The sequence below is a fragment of the Georgenia sp. Z2081 genome, assembly GCF_055326445.1.
In genome coordinates, this window is the sequence record NZ_JBUZNK010000012.1 from 1 (window position 1) to 20,011 (window position 20,011).

Genomic DNA, 20,011 nt, shown 5'->3' on the forward strand with positions numbered 1-20,011 from the left:
AACCGATCTGCTCGTCACCGATGAGGACCGGGGGGCTGCCCTCGCGCACGTGCTCGGCGATCGGCCGCTCGTGCTCATGCGGGGGCACGGGTCGACGGCGGTCGGCGGCTCGGTCCCGGAGGTCACCTATCGGGCGATCTACGCCGAGGTCAACGCCTCCGTGCTGCTCGCCGCTCTGCCGCTCGGCTCGCCCGTCCACCTCACCCGCTCCGAGGCGGCCACCGCCACGACCTCGATCGGCGGCCAGATCCGCCGTGCCTGGGACGTCTGGTGCGCCCAGATCCAGAGCTGAATCCACTCTCCACACCGATCAAGGACATGACATGACCACTCCACGACGCGTCCGGGCCACCGGCATCGCCCTGGCCTGCCTGCTCGTCCTCTCCGCCTGCGGGAGCAACGATGAGTCCGATTCGCCCGACGGCCAGGACGGGCCGACACCGGTGACCATCTCGACGCAGCCGATCGTCGACTCCGCACCGCTCCACCTGGGCCTCGAGCAGGGCTTCTTCGAGGAGGAAGGCATCGACCTGACGATCGAGTCCGCCGCGGGCGGCGCCGCGGTCATCCCCTCGGTCGTCTCCGGCGAGCACGAGTTCGGCCGCGGCAATCTCCTGTCGTCGATGATCGCTCGCGAACAGGGCCTGGACATCCAGTGCATCGCCAACGCCAACACCGCGCAGGGCGACCCGGACTTCTCGGCGGTGCTCGTCATGCCGGACTCGGGCATCGAGTCGCCGGCCGACCTCGAGGGGCGGACCGTCTCCGTCAACACGCTGAACAACATCGGCGACACCATCATCCGCACCGCGATCCAGCGCGACGGCGGCGACGAGTCGACGGTGGAGTTCATCGAGGTCCCGTTCCCCGAGGCGCCCGCCGCGCTGGAGACCGGTCAGGTCGACGCGGTCTGGGCGGTCGAGCCGTTCGTCACCGAGGCGCTGGACATGGGCGCGACGGTGATCTCGTGGCCGTTCGCGGAGATGCACCCGGATCTCGACGTCAGCTGCGTGTTCACCTCCGGCGCCCTCATCGAGGACGACCCCGAGCTGGTCGACGCCTTCGCTCGAGCCGTCGACCGGTCGCTCGAGTTCTCCGAGGAGAACCCGGACGAGGTGCGGCGCATCACCGGCACCTACACCGAGATCGACGAGGATGTCCTCGAGCGGATGGTGCTGCCACGATTCGTTCCCGAGATGAGCCGCGAGGCCGCCGAGTTCCTCGCCGAGAAGGCGATCGAGTTCGGCACGATGTCCGAGCAGCCCGACCTCGACCTGCTGCTGCCGTGAGCCGGCTGCACCTGTCCTTCGCCGCCACGCGCTGCGACCGGTTCGCCGCGCTGCGCGACGAACGAGTCCGACCCGAGGGCATCGAGCTCACGATGCTGTCCATGCCGGTCGAGGAGGTCTTCTTCCGCCAGCTCGGGCACGCCGAGTTCGATGTGAGCGAGATGTCGCTGTCCTCCTACACCCTCGGGCGGGACGGGGGCGACGACCGGTTCGTCGCGCTGCCGGTCTACCCGTCGAGGTACTTCCGGCACCAGAACATCTACGTGCGCACGGGATCAGGGATCACTCGGCCGGAGCAGCTCGACGGCCGGCGGGTCGGGGTCCCCGAATATCAGATGACCGCACCCGTGTGGCAACGCGGGATCCTCGGCGAGCACCATGGGGTCGACCTCGACTCGATCACCTGGGTCACCGGTGGGGCCGAGAGCCCCGGCCGCACGGAGAAGATCGCGCTCGACCTCCCGGACCGGGTGCAGCTGGAGACGGCTCCGCCCGACCGTTCGCTGACCGACCTGCTCGCCACCGGGGAGCTCGACGGGCTGATCACGGCGCACTCCCCCGGGGCGCTCGCGGACGGCCTCGTCGAGCCGCTGTTCCCTGGCCACCGGGACGTCGAGGTCGCCTACTTCCGCGCCACCGGGATCTTCCCGATCATGCACGTGCTCGTCGTGCGCCGGGAGATCCTGGAGCGGAACCCGTGGGTGGCCACCTCGCTCGTCGACGCGTGCCTCGCTTCCCGCGACGCCGCGATGGACGACCTGCGCTACCGATCCGCCCTGCTCGTCGCGCTCCCCTGGCTCGCCGCCGAGCTCGACCGGACGGTCGCACTGCTCGGCGAGAACTACTGGAGCTACGGCGTCGAGGCGAACCGGCACGTGCTGGAGACCTTCCTGCGATACTCCAGCGAACAGGGACTGGTCAGCGGGAGACTCACGGTGGAGGACCTGTTCGACATGTCCACCGAGGCCCGTTACTCGATCTGAGCACGCACGCAGCCGCGGCACGGTTCGTCCGTGCCGCGGCGCGGGTAGCGTGTCCGGATGAGTCGCCGGACCGCCCGCTTCCTCACGGTGCTCCTCGCCGGAGCGGGGACGATGCACTTCGCGGTTCCCGGCACGTTCGACCAGATCGTTCCGCCCCGGCTGCCGGGCAGCCCCCGGGCCTACACCTATGCCTCCGGCGTGGCCGAGCTGGCCGTCGCCGGGCTGATCACGCTCCCCCGGACACGCCGGCTCGGCGGCGCCGCGGCCGCCGCCCTGTTCGTCGCGGTCTTTCCGGCGAACGTCCAGATGGCCGCGGACTGGCGGCGCCGGTCCCCGCCGTGGCGCGCCGTCGCCGACGGGCGCCTTCCGCTGCAGGCGGTCCTCGTCGCACAGGCCGTGCGCGTGGCTCGCGGCCCCAGATAGCGCACGGTCGCTCGGCTCCCCCTCGACCCGGATCCCCCTCGACCCGGAGCGGTGACCCGCGCGACCACGCCTGACGCGGCGCGCCCGTCGAGGCGTGCGCCTGGCCTGTACGACCATGTCCCACGTGTCGCACTCCCACTCCACTGTCACGTCGGAGCTGCCCGAGGGCCGCCGCAGGCGCGTACGCAGGCTGCTCGCCGCACTCGTCCTGCCCCTGCTGGTGGCAACGATCGTGGGGCTGGTCGCGCTGTGGCCGCGCGGCGAGAGCCCGATGGGTTCGCTCCCGTTGCTCCAGGACGGGACGCAGATCGTCTCGGCCGAGGTGATCGAGGCGCCCGACCCGGACGACCCCGCGAGCGAGATGCTCGCCCGGGTCACGGAGGGCGGACACGACGGGCACGAGACCGCCGTGGCCCCGCCGCACCCGTCGGTGGCCGCGCACATCGACGTCGGCGACCGGGTCCAGCTGCTCTACGTCCCGAGCAACATCGGGACGGGAACGCTGTACTCGTTCTGGGAGTTCGAGCGCACGGTCCCCGTGGCCTGGCTGACGGTGCTCTACCTCGCCGCGGTCCTCGCCGTGGCGCGCTGGAAGGGGCTCGCCGCCGTCGTCGGCCTGCTCGGCTCCCTCGCCGTCGTGGCGCTGTTCATCCTGCCCGCGCTCATGCTCGGGTCCTCGCCGGTCCTCACCGCGCTGGTGGGCTCCTCGGCGATGATGTTCCTCGCCGTCTACCTCGCGCACGGGGTATCGATCCGCACGACGACGGCGCTGCTCGGCACGTTCGTCGGGCTCGCCGTCACGGTGCTGCTCGCGATGTGGGGCACCGGGGCGGCGAACCTCACGGGGGCCGACGAGACGGGTCTCATGCTGTTCCAGCAGTTCCCCGGGATCTCCCTGGGCGACCTGCTCATGTGCGGCATCGTCATCGCGGGGCTCGGCGCGCTCAACGACGTGACGATCACGCAGGCGTCGGCCGCGTGGGAGATCGCGGCGGCCGACCCGGGGGTCTCCCGGCGTCGCCTGTTCGTCCGGACGATGCGCATCGGGCGGGACCACATCGCCTCGACGGTCTACACGCTCGCGTTCGCCTACGTGGGGACGGCGCTGCCGCTCATCATGCTCGCGTCGCTCGTCGAACGGCCCGTGGCCGACACCCTGTTGTCCGGCGAGATCGCCGAGGAGGTCGTCCGCACTCTCGTGTCCTCGATCGGGCTCGTCCTGGCCATCCCCGTGACTACGGCGATCGCCGCGCTGCTCGCGACGGCGGGAGCGACGGGCGACCGGGAGCCGGCAGCCCCACCTGAGGCAGCAGCTGATGACGAGGAGGCGACCGACCCGCTCGAGGTGCCGGCCACCGACCGTGGAACGGCAGCCCCGCCGGAGGGGACGCGCACGGAGTGACCGTCGGGCCCGGACGACCGGCGCCGGAGGCGAGGTCAGTCGTTCGTCGTCGCGGTGGCCGGTGCGTTCGTGCGGGTGAGCTCGTCGGCCAGCGCCTCGAGGACGAGCGCGACGCCGTGCTCGACGTTCGTCGCCGTCTCGTCGACGGCCACCTCCTTGACCTCGGGACGCGCGTTGCCCATGGCGATCGGGACGCCGATGCGGCCGAGCCACTCGACGTCGTTGCCGCCGTCGCCCATCCCGAGGCAGTGCTCCGGGTCGACGCCGTGGCGGGCGAGCATCTCCGTCAGCGCGTTCCACTTGGTGGCCGCGTCGTCGACGAACTCGAAGAAGGTGTCCATCGACCGGGTCGCGTCGGGGAAGCGGGAACGAATCGTATCCGCCGCGTCGTCAAGCTGCTCGCGTGTGCCGAACAGCATGACCTTCGTGACCTTCTCCGGGAGGTCCTGCGTGTCGCCGACCTCGACGAGGTCGCCGTTGAGCCGGCGCAGGAGGTCGGCGGCGGCGCCCTCGTGCTCGACGTAGATCGCCTCCGTCGTCCACCACGTGATGTCGAGGTCGAGCTCGGCGGCGAGCTCGACGAGGCTGCGGACGTGCTCGCGGGCCATCGGTCGCACGGCGACGTCCTCGCCGCGCACGGGGTCGAGCAGGACTGCGCCGTTGTCACTGGTGACGATGTTGGGGATCCTCAGGTCCCGCGCCAGGCCGAGGGTGTTGGCGCGCGCCCGCCCGGTGAGGAGGAAGACCGGCAGGCCGAGCTCGACGATGCGGGTGACGGCGGCCGCGGTGCGGGGCGCGACGGCGTGGTCGTCGCCGGAGATCGTGCCGTCGACGTCGAGACTGACGGCGCGGACGGTACGAAGGATCGCGGGCGCGACCATGGGGCCTCCTCGAAGATGGCGGGCGGCGTCAGTCTAGGCAGCGCCCCCGGTACCGGGACGCCCGGTTCCACGGATGGACAACCTCGTCGACGTCGCTCTTGACAGATCTTTTTGTCAAGCGCACGATCGCTCCCGTGCTCGACATCGACCTCATCGACGACGCGGCCACCGCCGCGGCCGCCCTGGACCCGGTGCGCTCCCGGGTCCTTGCCGCCCTGGTGGAGCCCGGATCGGCGACGACGCTCGCCGCCCACCTCGGCCTGCCGCGCCAGAAGGTCAACTACCACCTGCGCGTGCTCGAGGAGCGCGGCCTCGTCGAGCTCGTCGAGGAGCGCCGACGCGGCAACTTCACCGAGCGCGTCGTGCGCTCGCGGGCCGGGTCGTTCGTCATCTCGCCCGAGACGCTGGCCGAGGTGCAGCCCAACCCCGACCGGCACCCGGACCGGGTCTCGGCCGCGTGGCTGCTCGCGCTGGCCGCCCGGCTGGTCCGCGACGTCGGCGCGCTGGTCACCGGTGCGCGCCGGACGGGCACCCGGGTGGCGACCTGGGCCGTCGACGGCGAGGTCCGGTTCGCCTCGGCCACCGACCGGGCCGCGTTCTCCCGCGAGCTCGAGCACGCCGTCACCGACCTCGTGCGGCGCTACCACTGTCCCGACTCCGACGGGGCGCGCACCCACCGCCTCGTCGTCGCCGTCCACCCCCACGTCCCCACCACCTGAGGAGAACGTCATGTCCGACCGGTTCGAGATCCGCAAGGAGGTCGTCCTCCCGGCGACCCCGGCCCAGGTGTGGCACGCCGTCGCCACGCGCGAAGGGCAACGCTCCTGGTCCCCCGACCCCGACGCCATGGAGGCCGAGGGGATGCAGGTCGAGCGGCAGGAGAACGAGCGTCTCTTCGTCCGTACGCCCGACGGCCCCGACGGGGCGTTCCATGCCTACGAGTACCTCATCGAGGCGCGCGACGACGCGACGACGGTCCTCACGTTCGTGCACAGCGGCTTCCTCGGCGACGACTGGGGCGGCGAGTACGACTTCGAGACGATGACCGGGTACGGGTGGGACCTGTACATGGTCAACCTCGCCCAGTACCTCACCCACTTCGCCGGCCGGGACGGCACGTTCGTCACCGGGCAGGGCCCGCAGTCGCAGACCTCCCCCGCGGCCTGGGCGCCGGTCGCGGCCGCGCTCGGTGTCACCGGCACCCTCGCCGTCGGTGACGAGGTGACACTCACGCCCGCGGGTCTCGAGCCGATCGTGGGCGTCGTCGACTGGGTCGTCCCCACCGACGACTTCGTCGGCGTCCGCGCCGCGGACGGCCTCTACCGCTTCCACAACAACACGGTGATGGGCATGCCGGTCGCGTTCGGGCACTACCTCTTCACGGACGCCGACGCGGAGGCAGAGACGAAGAAGTGGGAGGACTGGCTCGCCGCCGTGTACGCCTGAACGGACGACTGATGGTGCGGATCCTGCTCACCGGGATGTCCGGCGCCGGGAAGTCGACTCACTTGGCCGAGATGTCGCGGCGAGGGCACCGCATGGTGGACACGACCCACGGTGGTTGTGAGGTGACCGCCAACACCTACCGCCAGTCGCCGAAGCACCGGGTCGAGATCTAGCGTTACGTCGACGAGGCGGATCCCCTGCTGACGCGCGGTGCAAGCGTCGAGCTCGACGGGTGCCTTCCGGCCACGGAAGTCGCCGACGCCGTAGGGAGCCCGTTGTCAGACGGGGATGTCAATGGTCCCGTCGTCGGCTATTGGAAAGAACGGGTTGTGCGCGACCTCCCAGAGGTGGCCGTCCGGGTCGGCGAAGTAGCCGGAGTATCCGCCCCACTCCGTGGGCTCGGGCACCTTGACGGGTCGTGCGCCGACGCCGACTGCATGGGCGAACGCCGCGGCCGCCTCGTCGACCGAGTCGACGTTGATCGCCAGCGTGATGCCGCGGTAGGTGGTCGGCGGATCCGCGGGGAGGCCGACGTCATCGGCCAGTGCGTCGTGGTCGAGCAGGCCGATCCACGTGCCCGACGTGCGGAACCAGGTGATGCCCGCGGACTTGTCGCCGCGCTGCTCCCAGCCGAGCGCCCTGTAGAAGTCGACACTCAGGTCGAGGTCGGCGACTCCGAGCGTGACGATTGCGAACTGGGCTGGAGTGGTCATGACGCCAGGGTCCAAGACCGGGCTCCGCGGGACAAGGCGCGCGTCGCCGGATAATGACGACACGCCGTGCCGAGACTGTTCTCACCCACTTCTTGGTGCCACCGGGGATCGACTGGCTGCGCACCGTGATCGTCGCCGCATCGCGCGATCTCGTGCCGCCCGCTGCGGGACGAGCGTGACCGAGGTTGCGGGTGCCCACACCCGCGCTCATCGCGGACGTGGGCACCCGGACCCGGTTCTCACTCGTTGAACAGCATTTCCGCCACGTCGACCGCACCGTTGGTGATGCCGAAGTCGTTGGCCAGGTCGGCCTGCCACTGCAGCTCCTCGATGACGAACTCGCCGCCGAACCGGGGTAGGTGCATCCGGTTGAGCACGTCCTCATCGATCTCCGTGTAGGTGCCAGTTATGCGTCGAACCTCGTCGGGGTTCTCGTCGGCGTAGGTCCGGGACTCGTCGAGCGCGGCGACGAACGCCTCGACGGTCTCGGGGTTGTCTGCCTGGTACTGCTCCGTGGTGAAGTAGCCCGCGACGAGGAAGTTCGGGTCGGTCTCGACCCAGTGCCATAGGACGACCTCGGCACCCTCGTCCTCGGCGAAGGTGACGAATGGCTCAACGACGACGCCTGCATCGACCTGCCCGTTCGCCACGGCTGCCGGCATCTCGGGCCACGGGATCTCGACCCACTCGATAAGGTCCGGATCGCCCCCGTCCTCCTCGACCGCGTGGCTGATCGTCATGACGAAGTTGTTCGCCAAAGTGTTGGTGGCGATCGTCAGGCCCTCCAGGTCGGCGGCACGTTCAATGTTGGCTTCGGGCAGGGCGACGACCCCGGCTGCGTCGTCGCCCTGCTCGCCCGTGGTGAAGACGCCCGGACTGACGGAGAGCAGCGGGAGATCCTGGCTGACGGCGTTCACCTGCGAGGTGAAGTTGGAGAATCCGAACTCGTTCTCGCCCGAGATCACTGCCGGGATGAGTGCCGCGCCTCCCTGCCCGGTGACGAGCTCGACGTCGAGCCCTTGCTCCTCGAAGAACCCCTGCTCGACCCCGAGGTAGATCGGGGCGACGTCGACGATCGGCAGGACGCCCACGGTGATCTCGGTGAGCTCCTCCGGGGCACTGTCGCCACCTTCGCTGCCACCTTCGCCCTCGCCGCCTTCCTCAGCGGCGTCAGTCGTGGCGTCGTCATCTCCTCCCCCGCAGGCCGCGAGCAGCAGGGCGGCGGCGGTCGCGACGGGGAGGATTCGCATATGCATTCGTGTATTCATGGAGTGACTTCCTTGTCAGCGGGAGACTGGCGGGAGAAAGAGTGCGTTGCGTTCAGTCGGTGGCCGCCTCGAGGACGGATCGGACGTCCATCGGGGTCCACCAGGGTGTGAGGCCGAGGTCCTCGGCGATGACGCGCGAGGCGATGTAGCCACCGCCTCCGGAGATGCCGCCACCGGGGTGGGTCGGTGACCCGGCCATGTAGAGGTTCTCAATGGGCGTGCGGTAGCCGAAGTGGTTCCACATGGACTGCTCGCCGGCGAAGGAGCCGACGAAGATGTCGCCGTTCACCATGTTCGTGAACTCGCGGTGGTAGTCGTTCGCGGTGTAGGTGTAAACGTGCAGGATGTTGTCAGGCGTCAGGTTTGGCGCGTACTTCCGCCATTCGTCGAGCACCTTCTGCGCGATGTCTGCCTTGACGGCCTCGATGTTGTTCGGGTCCCCGCCGGGAGCGAACGGCATCGGGTACCAGGCGTAGGCAGTGTGATTGCCGGGGGGTGCCTGGCTCGGGTCGAACTGGGTGATGTGCCCGGTTCCGAACGAGACCAGGTCTGGGATCTGGCCGGCGGCCACCTGACTGTGCAGGCCGAACAGGTCCTCCATCGTCTCGGCGCCCACGTTGTACTTCAGCGACTTGTTGATGTTGGGGTTGAAGTCTGCTCCGACGTACTGCGGAGCCTCCTTGAGCGCGAGGTGAACGCCGAACAAGGTCCAGGCGGTCTGCTTGAAATTGTCGACCTTGGTGCGGTACGCCTGCGGAAGCTGGTCCTGCCCGACGAGCTTCGTGAACGTCTGGGGGACGTCGATCGTGCTGGCCACGAACTGGCGGGCCTTGAAGGAGCGCCCGTCCGAGAGCTCGACGCCGGTCGCGCGTCCGCCATCGACCACGATGCGCGAGACCTCGGCGTGGTTGATGAACGTGCCGCCGGCCTGGAGGAATCGCTCGTGCAGGCCGCGCGCGAGGTTCCAGCTCCCGCCGACGCACACCTGGTAGCCGGCGCTGAGGTCGAACCCTCGGACAGCCGAGCCCATCGGGCTCTTCTCCGAGACGGCGTCGTAGAGCACGGTGCCGAACAGAGAGAGCTTGAACAGCATGAGGAGCTGGATCCGCTCGTTGTCGAACAGCTCCTTGACGAGGTCGAGCGGCTGGTGGTCGATGATCTCGAGGAAGTCCCGGCCGATCGCGGTGCGGGAGAGGAGCTCGTTGCGCTCCGCCTCGGCCAGCGGCTCGGAGTAGCGTTCAGCGAGGAACACCATGTTACTGATGGCGTCGGCGCGTCGGTTCCAGTCGCGGAAGGTCTCGGCGTCCTTCTTGGACATCTGGGCTAGGGACGCGATGGTCTCCTCGGCGTCGCGGGAGATGACGAGCGATGTGCCGTCGAGGTGGGGTTGGGCGAACTCGTAGCGCGGCGTCACGTAGCGGACCGTGTCCGCAAGTCCGAGGTCCGTGAACCAGGGGCTGTCCGTGATGTTGAAGTGGTTGATCGAGTGCGGATTCTGGTAGAAGCCCGGCGGCCCCGGCTCGACCGTGCTCAGGCCGCCGCCGAACATGTTGCGCCGCTCGAGCACAGCGACCTTGAGCCCGAGCCTGGCCATGTAGGTCCCTAAGATGAGGCCGTGCTGACCCGAGCCGATGATGAGTCCGTCGTACATGTCCGTCATGTCGGTCAGTTCTCCGTCCGGATGAAGATGTTCTTGGTCTGGGCGTAGGAGTAGAGCTCGCCGAGGTCCTCCTCGCGCCCCACGCCGCTGTTCTTGGCGCCCCCGAACGGCGCACCGGGGATGTGCTGCGAGCTCGCGTTCACCCACACGTAGCCGGCCTCGAGGTCGCGCACTGCCGCGGTCGCGATGTCCAGCGAGGACGTCCATACGCTGGCGGTCAGTCCGAGCGGGAGCGCGTTGGCGTGGGCGATCACGTCTTCGTAGGTGTCGAAGGGGACGACGGCGAGGACGGGGCCGAAGATCTCCGTGTCGAGGATGCGGGAGTCGTGGGCCGCATCCGGGAACGAGAGCACCGTGGGTCGGACGAACAGACCGGACTCCGGCAGTTCCCCGTCTCCGGCGATGACCCTGGCGGCGGGGTCCTCCCGCCCCTCCGAGATGAACCGGCTCACGCGCTCGTGGTGCGACCGACTGACAAGGGCACCCATCTGCGAGTTCGGGTCGAACGGGTCGCCGACTACGAAACTGTTGAGCGCCTCGCTGAGCCCCGCCTCGACCTGCTCCACCAGAGAGCGGTGGACGAACAGGCGGGAGGTCGAGCCGCAGGACTGGCCCTGCCAGGTGAAGTTCATGCCATTGATCGCGCCGCGGACGGCCTCGTGGACGTCGGCATCGGGGAAGACGATGAGCGGGTTCTTGCCGCCGAGTTCAAGGGTGACGACCTTGACGACCTCCGACGCCGCCTGCCGCTGGATCTGCAGGCCCGTCTCGACGCTGCCGGTGAAGGCCACACGCGGTACGCGCGGATGCGCGGTGAGGCGGGCACCGACGTCGGCGCCAAGACCGGTGACGACGTTGACCACGCCCGCGGGCAGGATCTCCGCGGCCAGCTCGCCGATCCGGAGCGCGGAAAGCGAGGTGTGCTCCGACGGCTTGAGCACGACGGTGTTGCCGGCTACGAGCGGGGCACCGACGCCGCTCGCCGCGAACATCAGCGGGTGGTTGAAGGGGACGAGTCGGGCGACGACGCCGTACGGCTCCATCCGGGTGAAGTCGATCCCGCCGTCGGCGGGGATGGACTCGCCACGCAGCTGGAGGGCGAGTCCCGCGTAGTAGCGCAGGCGCTGGACGGCGAGACCGACGTCCTTGCGTAGGAGGTGGAGCGGGGTGCCGTTCTCCAGGGCGTCGATCGCCGCGAGCTCCTCCCCCGCGGCCTCGACGGCGTCGGCCAGCCTGGAGACCAGCCGGCCGCGTTCGATCGCGGGCACCCTGCGCCACGCGGCGAAGGACGCGTGCGCAGACTCGACGGCGCGGTCGACGTCGATGCTCGTCCCGTGGGGGAACGTGGCGACGATCTCGCCGGTCGCCGGCGCGACGACGTCGAGCTCTCGCCCGGACTCCGACGGCGTCACACGCCCGTCGATCACCATCCCCCAACGGCGCCGCACCAGTGCCCGCGCTTCCTCCAGGGTCGTCATCGACCCACCTCCGGTTCATCGAACGCGATCTGTTCGGCTAGACCGAACCTTGTACCGCTTGAACGAACATGCGTTACCGTACGCATCGAGAACAGCGACGTCAACCACATCTGAGCGACGCCGCCACAGCACCGCTCAACGACGGGAGACATCATGACCGCGACGACGCACGACGCCGCTTCGGGCGGCGACGCTCGCACGGGCGCGCCACCGCCCTTGCCCCTCGAGGGGCAGGCAGCGATCGTCACCGGTGGCGGGCAGGGCATCGGCCGCGCGTTCGCCCATGCGCTCGCGAACGCCGGCTCAGCCGTGGCCGTGGCGGACGTCGACGAGCGGGCGGCGCGTTCCGTGGCCGCGGAGCTCGCCGGCCTCGGGAACGGCTCCCTCGCCATACAGGTCGACGTCACCGACGAGGAGGCCGTCGCGATCGCCCTTCGCCGGGTGCTCGATGAGTTCGGCCGGATCGACACCCTCATCAACAACGCCGCGGTGTTCTCGAGCCTGACGATGAAGCCGTTCGAGGAGATTGCCGCCGACGAGTGGCGTCGGGTGCTCGACGTCAACCTCACCGGAATGTTCCTCACGACCCGCGCGGTCGCACCGGTCATGCGCGCGCAGCGGCGCGGATCGATCATCAACGTGTCGTCCGGGACCGTGCTGAACGGACGGCCGCTCTACCTGCACTACGTGACGTCGAAGGCCGGCGTCATCGGCATGACCCGGTCGCTCGCCCGCGAGCTCGGGACCCACGGCGTGACGGTCAACTCGATCTTGCCGGGCTCGGTCGACACCGGGATCGAACGCGCCTCCGCCCCGCCGGGCCCGAACGAGGGGATCCTCGCCGCACAGTCGCTCAAGTGGCGGCTTGGACCGGACGACATCACCGGCACTGCGGTCTTCCTCGCGAGCGACGCGGCTCGCGCCATGACCGGCCAGAGCCTCGTCCTCGACGCAGGATCGAGCTTCGTGTGAGCGCCGTCGCCGGGCCGGTCGAGCTCACCCTGGCCATCAACGACTCCGACCAGATCCGCGACCTGGCGACCGGACGGGTGCGCGTCGAGGGCGTCTCGCTGCGCACGGTCCACCACCCCGTCGAGGAGATCTTCTTCCGGCACACCCGGCATCGGGAATGGGACGTCTCCGAGCTCTCGATGGGTAAGTTCGTCGCCCTACGCAGTCGCGGGGACGACTCGCTCGTCGGGCTGCCCGTGTTTCCGTCGCGCGCGTTCCGCCACTCGGGCATCTTCGTGGCAGCCGACGGCCCGGTGGACGCGCCCGAACGGCTTGCCGGCGCGAGGATCGGGTTCCCCGAGTGGACCGTCACCGCCACGATCTATCAGCGCGCGCTGCTCCAGCACGAGTTCGGCCTGGACCTCACGGTGATCGACTGGGTGCAGGGCGGGATCAACGCACCTGGACGGATCGAGACCCTTCCGGTCCAGGTGCCCGAGGGAATCCGCATCCGCCCGGAGCGGGAACGCACGCTCAACGACCTACTGATCGACGGCGAGCTCGACGCGATCATCGTGCCGCACCCGCCGGAGGGCGCCACCGACGGAAGTGGGAAGCTCGTGCAGCTGTTCAGCGACAGCGCGACCGTGGAGGCCGAGTACTTCACTCGCACAGGGATCTTCCCGATCATGCACGTGGCGGTCCTCGACGCCACCGTCCACGAGCGCTACCCATGGGTGGCGGGCAACCTCGTGTCGGCCTTCACGAGGGCGAAGAACAACAGCCTCGCTCGGCTGCTCGACCCGACCGCACCGCAGTTCCCGCTGCCGTGGGGCGCCGACAGGGCGAGACAGGCTGCCTCCGTCGTCGGGGATGACTTCTGGCCCTACGGCGTGGCAGCCAACCGCACCACTCTCGAGGCCTTCCTCTCATACACCCACGAGCAGCGGCTGACGGAACGGCGGCTCGCGGTGGAGGACCTGTTCCCGGCGTCGCTACTGGAAACGTTCCGGGTGTAGGTCAGCGTCCGGCGGGCAGCAACTCGCCGATGCGCCGGGCGGCTGTAGCGAGGACTGCGGCTCGAGTGGGCGCCATGTCCTCGCGGAGACGCGCGGGCGGCGCCGACAGGGCAAGGGCAGCGAGCGGAGCGCCAGCAGCGTCCAGCACCGGGACCGCCACGGACGCGACGTCCTCCTCCGTCTCTCCGAAGCTCGTCGCGTAACCACGGTCGCGAGCCTCGTCGAGCAGGTGCTCGATACGTGTGGCGTCGGTGATGGTCCGGCTCGTCACAGCCGTCCAACCGGATCGGGGCGGACGACGTCGATCGTCGTCGTCGGGAAGGAACGCAAGCGCGACGCGTCCGGCGGCCGTCGCGTAGGCCGGCAGGGTGCCGCCCGTGCGTATGCCGACTCGGAGGGTGCGCGAGCTCTCCACGGAGTGGACGAAGAGGATCTGCGTGCCCTGCAGCACCGAGAGGTGCACGGTCTCGCCCAGCTCTTGAGCGAGGTCGACCATGATCGGGGCTGCTACGGACCGCAGGTCGAGACCGTCCACGAGCGTGACGGCAAGACCGACAAGGGCGGGCCCCGGGCGGTATGCGCGTCCCTCGTCCTGGACGGCGAAGTCGTGTGCGCTGAGCACCTGAAGGAGCCGATGGGCGGTCGACCGCGCGACGCCGAGCTCGGCCGCGGCATCAGTCACCCGTACGACCTGCTGGCCCCGGAACATCTCGAGAAGGCGCAGCGCGCTACCGACCGAACCCGTCGAGGCACGCGAACCGCTGCGCACACCGTCCACCCCGTCGTTCGGCGTCATCTGTCTCCCTTGCGTATTCGGCACAGCGGGCCGCCGTGCTCTCGCCGAGCGTAATGGCGCTGATCGCGCAGCATCCGGTCGACGATGCTTCAGAAGCCAGACCCGTCGGAGGTCGAGCACTGTGCGAACCTTGCCTACGATCTCGACGCGCGAGCTCTCGGGGTTCTCTCGAACCTTCACCGGACCGACATCGCGGGCCTGACCTCCTGGAACGTGCTGCACGACTACGTCGCGCCCCCCTTCCGGAGGGCGTCGGCTCGACGACGTGCCGGCCGAGGTATCTCTGGCCACGCCGGCGCCGGGTGGAGGACACGCGCACTCCTGCTTTCCCGTCGTCTTGAACGGCACCTCAGGGGTGGATGTGGTCTCGTACAGGCCTAACCTTGACCATGAGCACTCTCACGACAGACCACCTGCTCGCCCTCGAGCATCGGGGCTGGGACGCCCTGTGCAGCTCGACCGGCGGGAGCTTCTACGGCGGGCTGATGACTGCCGAGGCCGTGATGATCCTCGTCAACGGCATGGTCCTCGACCGGGCGACCGTCGCCCGGACCCTCGACGAGTCACCTCCGTGGTCCTCCTACTCCCTCACGGGGGCGCGCGTCGTGCCGACGGGCGAGCGGGCGGCCGCCCTGGTCTACACGGCGACGGCGTCCCGTCAGGGCGACGAGACGCCCTTCGTCGCCCTCATGGCGAGCCACTACTGCGTGGTCGACGGTGAGACGCGGCTGGCGCTCTACCAGCAGACGACCGTCACGCACTGACCAGCGGCAGGTCCTCGGCGGCTCTCCCGCCGCAGCCCGTACTCGCAGTTTGGGCAGCGGAAGCGGCAAGGGGTTACGGCTCGAGCGTGCCCCAGCGCTCGATCGCGACCCTGAGGTCGTCGTTCTCCGCCGCCGCCTCGCGGACGTCCCGCCCCGCCACGGCGGCCTCGATCGCGGCGTGCATCGCCCGGACGCCGGCTTCGGCCCCGCCCGGGTGGCCCTGGATGGCACCGCCGACGCCGAGCACCACATCGGCGCCGACCTCGTCGACGTAGCGGCGGACCGTGCCGGGGTGCACGCCGCCGCCGATGATCGGCGTGGTGCGGCGCAGTCCCGGACGCTCGGACGTCAGCGCGGCGGCGGTGCGCCGGTAGGCCAGGGGTGAGATCGGGTAGCCGCCGTAGGGGGTGTTGACGAGCGAGAGGTCGGCCCCGGCCAGTCGCGGCAGCAGGCCGTTGGCGAGGTCCGAGGACATGCCCGTCGTCGGGTTCTCGTAGTACGGCGCCGACCCGGCGAAGTGGCCGAGGACCGGGACCTCGACGGCCTCGGCGAGTGCCTGCATCGAGCCGTACCCGGCGTTGGCGTAGGCCACCATGACGCCCTCGGCGCCGGCGTCGACGGCCCGCCGGGCGGTCTCGAGCATCCGGTCGGGTCGGTCGGTGACGTTGACGAAGTACAGCGCCCGGCGGCCGGTCTCGTCGGCGGCCCGGTCGATGGCCTCGGTGTAGGCACGGACCCGGTCGACCACCGGCGAGAACTCGGTGTTGCCGAGCAGCTCGTCGTCCTTGATGAGGTCGACGCCGCCGAGCGCGGTGCGGTGGACGATCTCCGCCCCGGCCTGCGGGGTCAGCCCGGTGCAGGGCTTGACCATGTTGAGCAGCAGCGGGCGGTCGTGGACGCTCACGCGGTCGCGCAGTCCGTCGATCCCGTGGCGCGGGCCGGCGAACCGCGCCACCTGCTCCGGCGGCAGGTCGAGGCCCACGAGCTTGGCCTGGACGGAGGTCGAGGCGTCGTTGCCGATGACCGTGGTGAGCAGCTGCGGGATCGAGTCACCGACGTTGACCGCCGGCACGGCGATCGTGGCGATGTACCAGCTCCCCGTCGCCTCCGTTCCGACGAGGTCGGCGGCAGGGACCGGCTGAAGGTCGAGCACTCGCGCCTCGTGGGCCGCGCGGAGCTCGTCGGTCAGGCCCGGCACCGGCAGCCAGGTCCCGGTGGACTGCCCGACGGCGAACCGGCGCACCACCTCGTACGGGTCGGTGCCGGCGTCGATCCACAGGACGTAGGACGCACGGAGGAAACTCATCGCGGGCTCCTCGCCGTGAGCTCGCCGCTCAGCTGGTCCGCGAGCGCCTCGAGCACGACGGCGACCCCGTCCTCGCTGTTGGCGGGGGCGACCGCGGACGCTACTGCCTTGACCTCGTCACGGGCGTTGCCCACGGCGACGGGGGTGCCGATGCGGGTGAGCCAGGGGACGTCGTTGCCGCCGTCGCCCATGCCGAGGACCGCCCCGGCCGCGATGCCGTACCGCCCGAGCAGGTCCTCGAGGGCGTGCCACTTGTTCGCGTCCTCGGCGACGAACTCGAAGAACTCGTCCATCGATCGTGTGCCGCGGGGGTTGCGGGCGAGGATCGCGGGGGTCGCGGCGTCGAGCTGTGCGGCGGTGCCGAAGAGCATCGTCTTGGTGACCACCGGCGGGACCGAGCTCGTGTCACCGACGACGACGCCGTCCTCCCCGAGCATCCGGAGCATGTCCGCGCAGTCGCCCTCGCGGCTGACGTAGATGTCCGTCGTCGTCCACCACGTGACCTCGAGGCCGAGCTCGGTGCCGAGGTCGAGCAGGTCGCGCACCTCGCCGCGGTCCATGAGGCGCAGCGCGACGTCGGCGTTGGTGACCGGGTCGAACGTGATGGAGCCGTTGTTGCTCGCTACGAGGTTGGTCAGGCCCAGCCGCGTGGCGAGCTCGAGGGTGTTGCGCCGCGCGCGACCGGTCAGCAGGAACACGGGCACGCCCAGCTCGGCGACCCGGGAGATCGCCGCCGCGGTCCGGGCCGAGACGGTGTGGTCGTCCCGCGAGATCGTGCCGTCGACGTCGAGCCCGACGGCGCGGACGCCGGCCAGGGTCTCTGGGGCGAGCATGTGAACCTCCTTGGTCACTCCCACGACGACAGGCTATGCCGCCGCCCATGCGCCTAGACAACCATAGACAGGCGTTGACATGCCAGGGTGGGCGCCCTACCTTGCGAGCGGACGCAACGAGGCGACCGCCATCGACAATGAGGTGAGAGAGCATGGCCAGGTACATTCTCGGGATCGACGAGGGCACCACCAGCGCACGGGCGTTCGTCATCGACGAAGAGACCAACGTCGTGGGGTTCGCGCAGGCGGAGATCACGCAGCAGTACCCACGACCGGGCTGGATCGAGCACAACCCCAAGGAGATCCTCAGTACGCAGTTCGAGTCGATCCGTGCGGCGCTCCGGGACGCGAACCTGCAGCCCTCCGACCTCAGCGCGGTCGGGCTGACCAACCAGCGCGAGACCGGCATCGTCTGGGACAAGGAGACCGGGGAGCCGATCTACAACGCCATCGTGTGGGCCTCCCGCCACTCGGTGGAGGTCGTGGAGAAGTGGGTCGCCGACGGCATCGGCGACCTCATCCAGCAGCGCACCGGCCTCATCCCGGACGCCTACTACACGGCGTCGAAGATCCGCTGGATCCTCGACCAGGTGCCCGGCGCCCAGGCGCGCGCCGAGGCGGGCGAGCTGCTCGCCGGAACGGTCGACACCTGGTTGATCTGGAACCTCACCGGCCGCAAGGAGTTCGTCACCGAGACGTCGAACGCGTCGCGGACCATGATGATGAACCTCGAGACGCTCGACTGGGACGACGAGCTCCTCGGCCACTACGGGATCCCCCGCCACATGCTCGCCCGCATCGCCTCCAGCGGCGAGGTCTTCGGCGACATCAGCGCCACCTTCGGCGCGCCGGTGCCGATCGGCTCCAACCTCGGCGACCAGCAGGCCGGACTGTTCGGTCAGGCCGCCTACCGCGAGGGCCTGTCGAAGATGACCTACGGGACGGCCGGCGTGCTCAACATCAACTCCGGTTCGAAGCCGCGCCCGATCGAGGGGCTCACCCCGTCCGTGGGCTGGACGATCGGCGGGGAGACGACCTACGAGATCGAGGGCGTCCTGTTCGCCATGGGCAAGACGATGCAGTGGCTGCGCGACGACCTGCAGCTCATCCACTCGGCGCCGGACTCGGAGTGGTACGCCGGCCAGGTGCAGAGCACCGAGGGCGTCTACCTGGTCCCGGCGTTCACGGGGCTCGCCGCCCCCAACTGGGACCCGCACGCCCGCGCCGCGATCATCGGCATGAGCAACGCAACCACGCGGCTGCACGTCATCCGCGCCGCCGTGGAGTCGATGGTCTTCCAGACCCGCGACGTGGTCGAGGCGGCCGCCAAGGGCGAGCTCGGGGTGAGCATCTCCGAGCTGCGCGTCGACGGCGGCGCGGTACGCAACAACCTGCTGTGCCAGATGCAGGCGAACATCCTCGGCATCCCGGTGGTGCGCCCGAAGAACGCCGAGGCGACGATCTTCGGCGCCATGCTCCTCGCCGGTCTCTCGACTGGCATCTACGCCGACCTCGAGGAGCTGGAGTCGAAGTGGGAGGTCGACCAGGTCTTCGAGCCGACCATGTCCCGCGACCAGGCCGACTCGCTCTACGAAGGCTGGCAGCGGGCGGTCGAGCTCACCAAGGGCTGGAACCGCCCCCGGTCCTGACCAGGAAGGCACTCAGCAGGAAGGCACTCAGATGCGCGCACTGGTCAAGTACGCGTCCGGCCCCGGGAACGTCGAGCTGCGCGACGTGCCGGCACCGACCCTCGCCACGGGCACGGTCCTGCTCGACGTCGACGCCGTCGCGGTCTGCGGCACCGACCGGGCGGCGATCGAGGGCGGTCACGACTTCCGTGTGCCGCGCATCCTCGGCCACGAGGTCGCCGGCACCGTCGCGGAGATCGGTGCCGGCGCGGACCGTCCGGACCTCGCGGTGGGCGACCGGGTGACGGTCGAGACCGACGCATACCTGTGCATGCGCTGCGCGTACTGCCGGGCCGAGCAGTACAACCGGTGCCCGCACCGGCTCGGTATCGGCACCACCACCGACGGCGGGCTCGCCGAGCAGCTCGTCATGCCGGCCCGGGCGCTGCATGCGCTGCCCGAGAACGTCTCGCAGGTCGTGGGGGCGCTCACCGAGCCGACGGCGGTCGCCGTGCACGGGGTCGTCGAGCAGAGCCCCTCCCTGGCCGGCGAGGTGGTGGTCGTCGTCGGCCCGGGGGCGGTCGGCATGCTCACCGCCCAGGTGGCCCGGGCGGTCGGCGCCACGGTCGTCCTCGTGGGCCGAGCGCGGCACACGGACAAGCTCGCCGCGGCGAGTCGGACGGGTATCCAGCACGCCGTCGACGCCGACACCACCGACCTCCCGGAGCTCGTCTCCCGGCTCACCGGCGGCTACGGCGCGCACAGCGTCTTCGAGTGCAGCGGCGGCGAGGGCGTGATCGAGTCGTTGCCGCCGCTGCTGCGCCGCGGGGGCCGGATCGTCCTGCTCGCCTTCTACCGGACCCCGCCGACGCTCGACATCGACCGGGCGACCAACCACGAGCTGGAGGTCGTGGGGTCCCGCGGCAAGCGCGCCTCGAGCTTCCGCACGGCGCTCCGCCTCATGGCCTCAGGCGCGGTCGACCCGGGTGCGGTCGTCGAGGAGGTGCTCCCGCTCGAGGAGTGGGAGCGCGGGATGGAGCTCGTCGGACGAGGAGCCAAGGTGGTGCTCCAGGTCCGCTGAGCGGACCGCCCGGCACACGGCAGCATGGCGAGGGGCCCGACCGGTCGGTCGGGCCCCTCGCCATGTCCACCCGTCAAACCAGCATGGTCA

20 protein-coding genes and 1 pseudogene are annotated in these 20,011 nt (G+C 70.1%); 13 read left to right on the plus strand and 8 right to left on the minus strand.

Annotated elements, in window-relative coordinates; all coding sequences use genetic code 11:
* The 5 genes from ACZLKG_RS14055 to ACZLKG_RS14075 all read left to right on the plus strand — a co-directional run.
* On the plus strand, positions 1 to 292 hold a 292-nt coding region (locus ACZLKG_RS14055), incomplete at its 5' end, for a class II aldolase/adducin family protein (RefSeq protein WP_463649107.1).
* Positions 293 to 323: 31 nt separating this feature from the next.
* Positions 324 to 1,289 (plus strand): ABC transporter substrate-binding protein, encoded by a 966-nt coding sequence (locus tag ACZLKG_RS14060; protein WP_425708937.1) that lies wholly within the window; start codon positions 324 to 326, stop codon positions 1,287 to 1,289.
* On the plus strand, positions 1,286 to 2,272 hold the full coding sequence (locus ACZLKG_RS14065) for a substrate-binding domain-containing protein (RefSeq protein WP_425708938.1): 987 nt from the start codon (positions 1,286 to 1,288) through the stop codon (positions 2,270 to 2,272). Before ACZLKG_RS14060 ends, ACZLKG_RS14065 begins: the two co-directional genes overlap by 4 nt.
* Before the next feature lie 57 nt (positions 2,273 to 2,329).
* The gene (locus tag ACZLKG_RS14070; protein WP_425708939.1) at positions 2,330 to 2,695 is read left to right on the plus strand and encodes a DoxX family protein; all 366 of its coding nucleotides are present in this window, start codon (positions 2,330 to 2,332) and stop codon (positions 2,693 to 2,695) included.
* 115 nt (positions 2,696 to 2,810) lie between these two features.
* Complete coding sequence (locus tag ACZLKG_RS14075; protein WP_463648743.1) at positions 2,811 to 4,097, plus strand: YibE/F family protein; 1,287 nt, start codon at positions 2,811 to 2,813, stop codon at positions 4,095 to 4,097.
* A gap of 35 nt (positions 4,098 to 4,132) precedes the next feature.
* Here the strand turns inward: ACZLKG_RS14075 and ACZLKG_RS14080 are convergent, their stop codons facing one another.
* The gene (locus ACZLKG_RS14080) at positions 4,133 to 4,978 is read right to left on the minus strand and encodes an HAD-IIB family hydrolase (protein WP_463648745.1); all 846 of its coding nucleotides are present in this window, start codon (positions 4,976 to 4,978) and stop codon (positions 4,133 to 4,135) included.
* A gap of 134 nt (positions 4,979 to 5,112) precedes the next feature.
* Between ACZLKG_RS14080 and ACZLKG_RS14085 the strand changes: the two genes are divergently transcribed.
* The 3 genes and pseudogenes from ACZLKG_RS14085 to ACZLKG_RS14095 form a co-directional block, all read left to right on the plus strand.
* Positions 5,113 to 5,697, plus strand: a complete 585-nt coding sequence (locus ACZLKG_RS14085; RefSeq protein WP_463648746.1) for an ArsR/SmtB family transcription factor — start codon at positions 5,113 to 5,115, stop codon at positions 5,695 to 5,697.
* 10 nt (positions 5,698 to 5,707) lie between these two features.
* Entirely contained in the window at positions 5,708 to 6,424 is a 717-nt protein-coding gene (locus ACZLKG_RS14090; RefSeq protein WP_425708943.1) for an SRPBCC family protein, read from the plus strand.
* Positions 6,425 to 6,435: 11 nt separating this feature from the next.
* A pseudogene (locus ACZLKG_RS14095) lies at positions 6,436 to 6,540 on the plus strand (AAA family ATPase); the annotation flags it as partial.
* A 162-nt stretch (positions 6,541 to 6,702) separates the two neighbouring features.
* On the opposite strand, the gene ACZLKG_RS14100 reads toward ACZLKG_RS14095, so the two are convergent.
* From ACZLKG_RS14100 to ACZLKG_RS14115, 4 genes are all read right to left on the minus strand, one after another.
* Positions 6,703 to 7,137 (minus strand): VOC family protein, encoded by a 435-nt coding sequence (locus ACZLKG_RS14100; protein ID WP_463648747.1) that lies wholly within the window; start codon positions 7,135 to 7,137, stop codon positions 6,703 to 6,705.
* Between the two features lie 239 nt (positions 7,138 to 7,376).
* Positions 7,377 to 8,387 carry an ABC transporter substrate-binding protein gene (locus tag ACZLKG_RS14105; protein WP_463648748.1) on the minus strand — a complete coding sequence of 337 codons (1,011 nt, stop codon included), beginning with the start codon at positions 8,385 to 8,387 and terminating at the stop codon, positions 7,377 to 7,379.
* A gap of 70 nt (positions 8,388 to 8,457) precedes the next feature.
* Positions 8,458 to 10,065 (minus strand): phytoene desaturase family protein, encoded by a 1,608-nt coding sequence (locus tag ACZLKG_RS14110; protein ID WP_463648749.1) that lies wholly within the window; start codon positions 10,063 to 10,065, stop codon positions 8,458 to 8,460.
* A gap of 5 nt (positions 10,066 to 10,070) precedes the next feature.
* Positions 10,071 to 11,543, minus strand: a complete 1,473-nt coding sequence (locus ACZLKG_RS14115) for an aldehyde dehydrogenase family protein (RefSeq protein ID WP_425708947.1) — start codon at positions 11,541 to 11,543, stop codon at positions 10,071 to 10,073.
* Between the two features lie 153 nt (positions 11,544 to 11,696).
* On the opposite strand from ACZLKG_RS14115, the gene ACZLKG_RS14120 reads away from it, so the two are divergent.
* Together ACZLKG_RS14120 and ACZLKG_RS14125 are read left to right on the plus strand one after the other, a co-directional pair.
* Entirely contained in the window at positions 11,697 to 12,515 is an 819-nt protein-coding gene (locus tag ACZLKG_RS14120; protein WP_425708948.1) for an SDR family NAD(P)-dependent oxidoreductase, read from the plus strand.
* Complete coding sequence (locus ACZLKG_RS14125) at positions 12,512 to 13,513, plus strand: substrate-binding domain-containing protein (protein WP_463648750.1); 1,002 nt, start codon at positions 12,512 to 12,514, stop codon at positions 13,511 to 13,513. Before ACZLKG_RS14120 ends, ACZLKG_RS14125 begins: the two co-directional genes overlap by 4 nt.
* A 1-nt stretch (position 13,514) precedes the next feature.
* On the opposite strand, the gene ACZLKG_RS14130 is transcribed toward ACZLKG_RS14125, so the two are convergent.
* Positions 13,515 to 14,309, minus strand: a complete 795-nt coding sequence (locus ACZLKG_RS14130) for an IclR family transcriptional regulator (RefSeq protein ID WP_425708950.1) — start codon at positions 14,307 to 14,309, stop codon at positions 13,515 to 13,517.
* Between the two features lie 389 nt (positions 14,310 to 14,698).
* Here ACZLKG_RS14130 and ACZLKG_RS14135 point away from each other — a divergent pair, with 389 nt between their 5' ends.
* The gene (locus ACZLKG_RS14135) at positions 14,699 to 15,073 is read left to right on the plus strand and encodes a nuclear transport factor 2 family protein (RefSeq protein WP_463648751.1); all 375 of its coding nucleotides are present in this window, start codon (positions 14,699 to 14,701) and stop codon (positions 15,071 to 15,073) included.
* Positions 15,074 to 15,146: 73 nt separating this feature from the next.
* Here ACZLKG_RS14135 and ACZLKG_RS14140 read toward each other — a convergent pair whose 3' ends face one another.
* Together ACZLKG_RS14140 and ACZLKG_RS14145 are read right to left on the minus strand one after the other, a co-directional pair.
* Entirely contained in the window at positions 15,147 to 16,379 is a 1,233-nt protein-coding gene (locus ACZLKG_RS14140) for a RuBisCO large subunit C-terminal-like domain-containing protein (RefSeq protein ID WP_463648752.1), read from the minus strand.
* Positions 16,376 to 17,212, minus strand: a complete 837-nt coding sequence (locus ACZLKG_RS14145; protein WP_463648753.1) for an HAD hydrolase family protein — start codon at positions 17,210 to 17,212, stop codon at positions 16,376 to 16,378. The genes ACZLKG_RS14140 and ACZLKG_RS14145 overlap by 4 nt, the downstream gene beginning before the upstream one ends.
* A 152-nt stretch (positions 17,213 to 17,364) precedes the next feature.
* On the opposite strand from ACZLKG_RS14145, the gene glpK reads away from it, so the two are divergent.
* Both glpK and ACZLKG_RS14155 read left to right on the plus strand, forming a co-directional pair.
* Positions 17,365 to 18,861: a glycerol kinase GlpK gene (glpK, locus tag ACZLKG_RS14150; RefSeq protein WP_463648754.1), complete on the plus strand. Its 1,497-nt coding sequence runs from the start codon at positions 17,365 to 17,367 to the stop codon at positions 18,859 to 18,861.
* A gap of 31 nt (positions 18,862 to 18,892) precedes the next feature.
* Positions 18,893 to 19,921, plus strand: a complete 1,029-nt coding sequence (locus ACZLKG_RS14155; protein WP_463648755.1) for an alcohol dehydrogenase catalytic domain-containing protein — start codon at positions 18,893 to 18,895, stop codon at positions 19,919 to 19,921.
* Positions 19,922 to 20,011 lie beyond the last annotated feature (90 nt).

What these genes read in the sequence shown, in the direction of transcription:
- ACZLKG_RS14120 (WP_425708948.1), top strand. Translation starts at nt 11,697, where the DNA reads ATGACCGCGACGACGCACGACGCCGCTTCGGGCGGCGACGCTCGCACG.
- ACZLKG_RS14100 (WP_463648747.1), bottom strand. Translation starts at nt 7,137, where the DNA reads ATGACCACTCCAGCCCAGTTCGCAATCGTCACGCTCGGAGTCGCCGAC.
- ACZLKG_RS14075 (WP_463648743.1), top strand. Translation starts at nt 2,811, where the DNA reads ATGTCCCACGTGTCGCACTCCCACTCCACTGTCACGTCGGAGCTGCCC.
- ACZLKG_RS14130 (WP_425708950.1), bottom strand. Translation starts at nt 14,309, where the DNA reads ATGACGCCGAACGACGGGGTGGACGGTGTGCGCAGCGGTTCGCGTGCC.
- ACZLKG_RS14080 (WP_463648745.1), bottom strand. Translation starts at nt 4,978, where the DNA reads ATGGTCGCGCCCGCGATCCTTCGTACCGTCCGCGCCGTCAGTCTCGAC.
- ACZLKG_RS14155 (WP_463648755.1), top strand. Translation starts at nt 18,893, where the DNA reads ATGCGCGCACTGGTCAAGTACGCGTCCGGCCCCGGGAACGTCGAGCTG.
- ACZLKG_RS14070 (WP_425708939.1), top strand. Translation starts at nt 2,330, where the DNA reads ATGAGTCGCCGGACCGCCCGCTTCCTCACGGTGCTCCTCGCCGGAGCG.
- ACZLKG_RS14105 (WP_463648748.1), bottom strand. Translation starts at nt 8,387, where the DNA reads ATGCGAATCCTCCCCGTCGCGACCGCCGCCGCCCTGCTGCTCGCGGCC.
- ACZLKG_RS14140 (WP_463648752.1), bottom strand. Translation starts at nt 16,379, where the DNA reads ATGAGTTTCCTCCGTGCGTCCTACGTCCTGTGGATCGACGCCGGCACC.
- glpK (WP_463648754.1), top strand. Translation starts at nt 17,365, where the DNA reads ATGGCCAGGTACATTCTCGGGATCGACGAGGGCACCACCAGCGCACGG.
- ACZLKG_RS14060 (WP_425708937.1), top strand. Translation starts at nt 324, where the DNA reads ATGACCACTCCACGACGCGTCCGGGCCACCGGCATCGCCCTGGCCTGC.
- ACZLKG_RS14090 (WP_425708943.1), top strand. Translation starts at nt 5,708, where the DNA reads ATGTCCGACCGGTTCGAGATCCGCAAGGAGGTCGTCCTCCCGGCGACC.
- ACZLKG_RS14110 (WP_463648749.1), bottom strand. Translation starts at nt 10,065, where the DNA reads ATGACGGACATGTACGACGGACTCATCATCGGCTCGGGTCAGCACGGC.
- ACZLKG_RS14145 (WP_463648753.1), bottom strand. Translation starts at nt 17,212, where the DNA reads ATGCTCGCCCCAGAGACCCTGGCCGGCGTCCGCGCCGTCGGGCTCGAC.
- ACZLKG_RS14135 (WP_463648751.1), top strand. Translation starts at nt 14,699, where the DNA reads ATGAGCACTCTCACGACAGACCACCTGCTCGCCCTCGAGCATCGGGGC.
- ACZLKG_RS14115 (WP_425708947.1), bottom strand. Translation starts at nt 11,543, where the DNA reads ATGACGACCCTGGAGGAAGCGCGGGCACTGGTGCGGCGCCGTTGGGGG.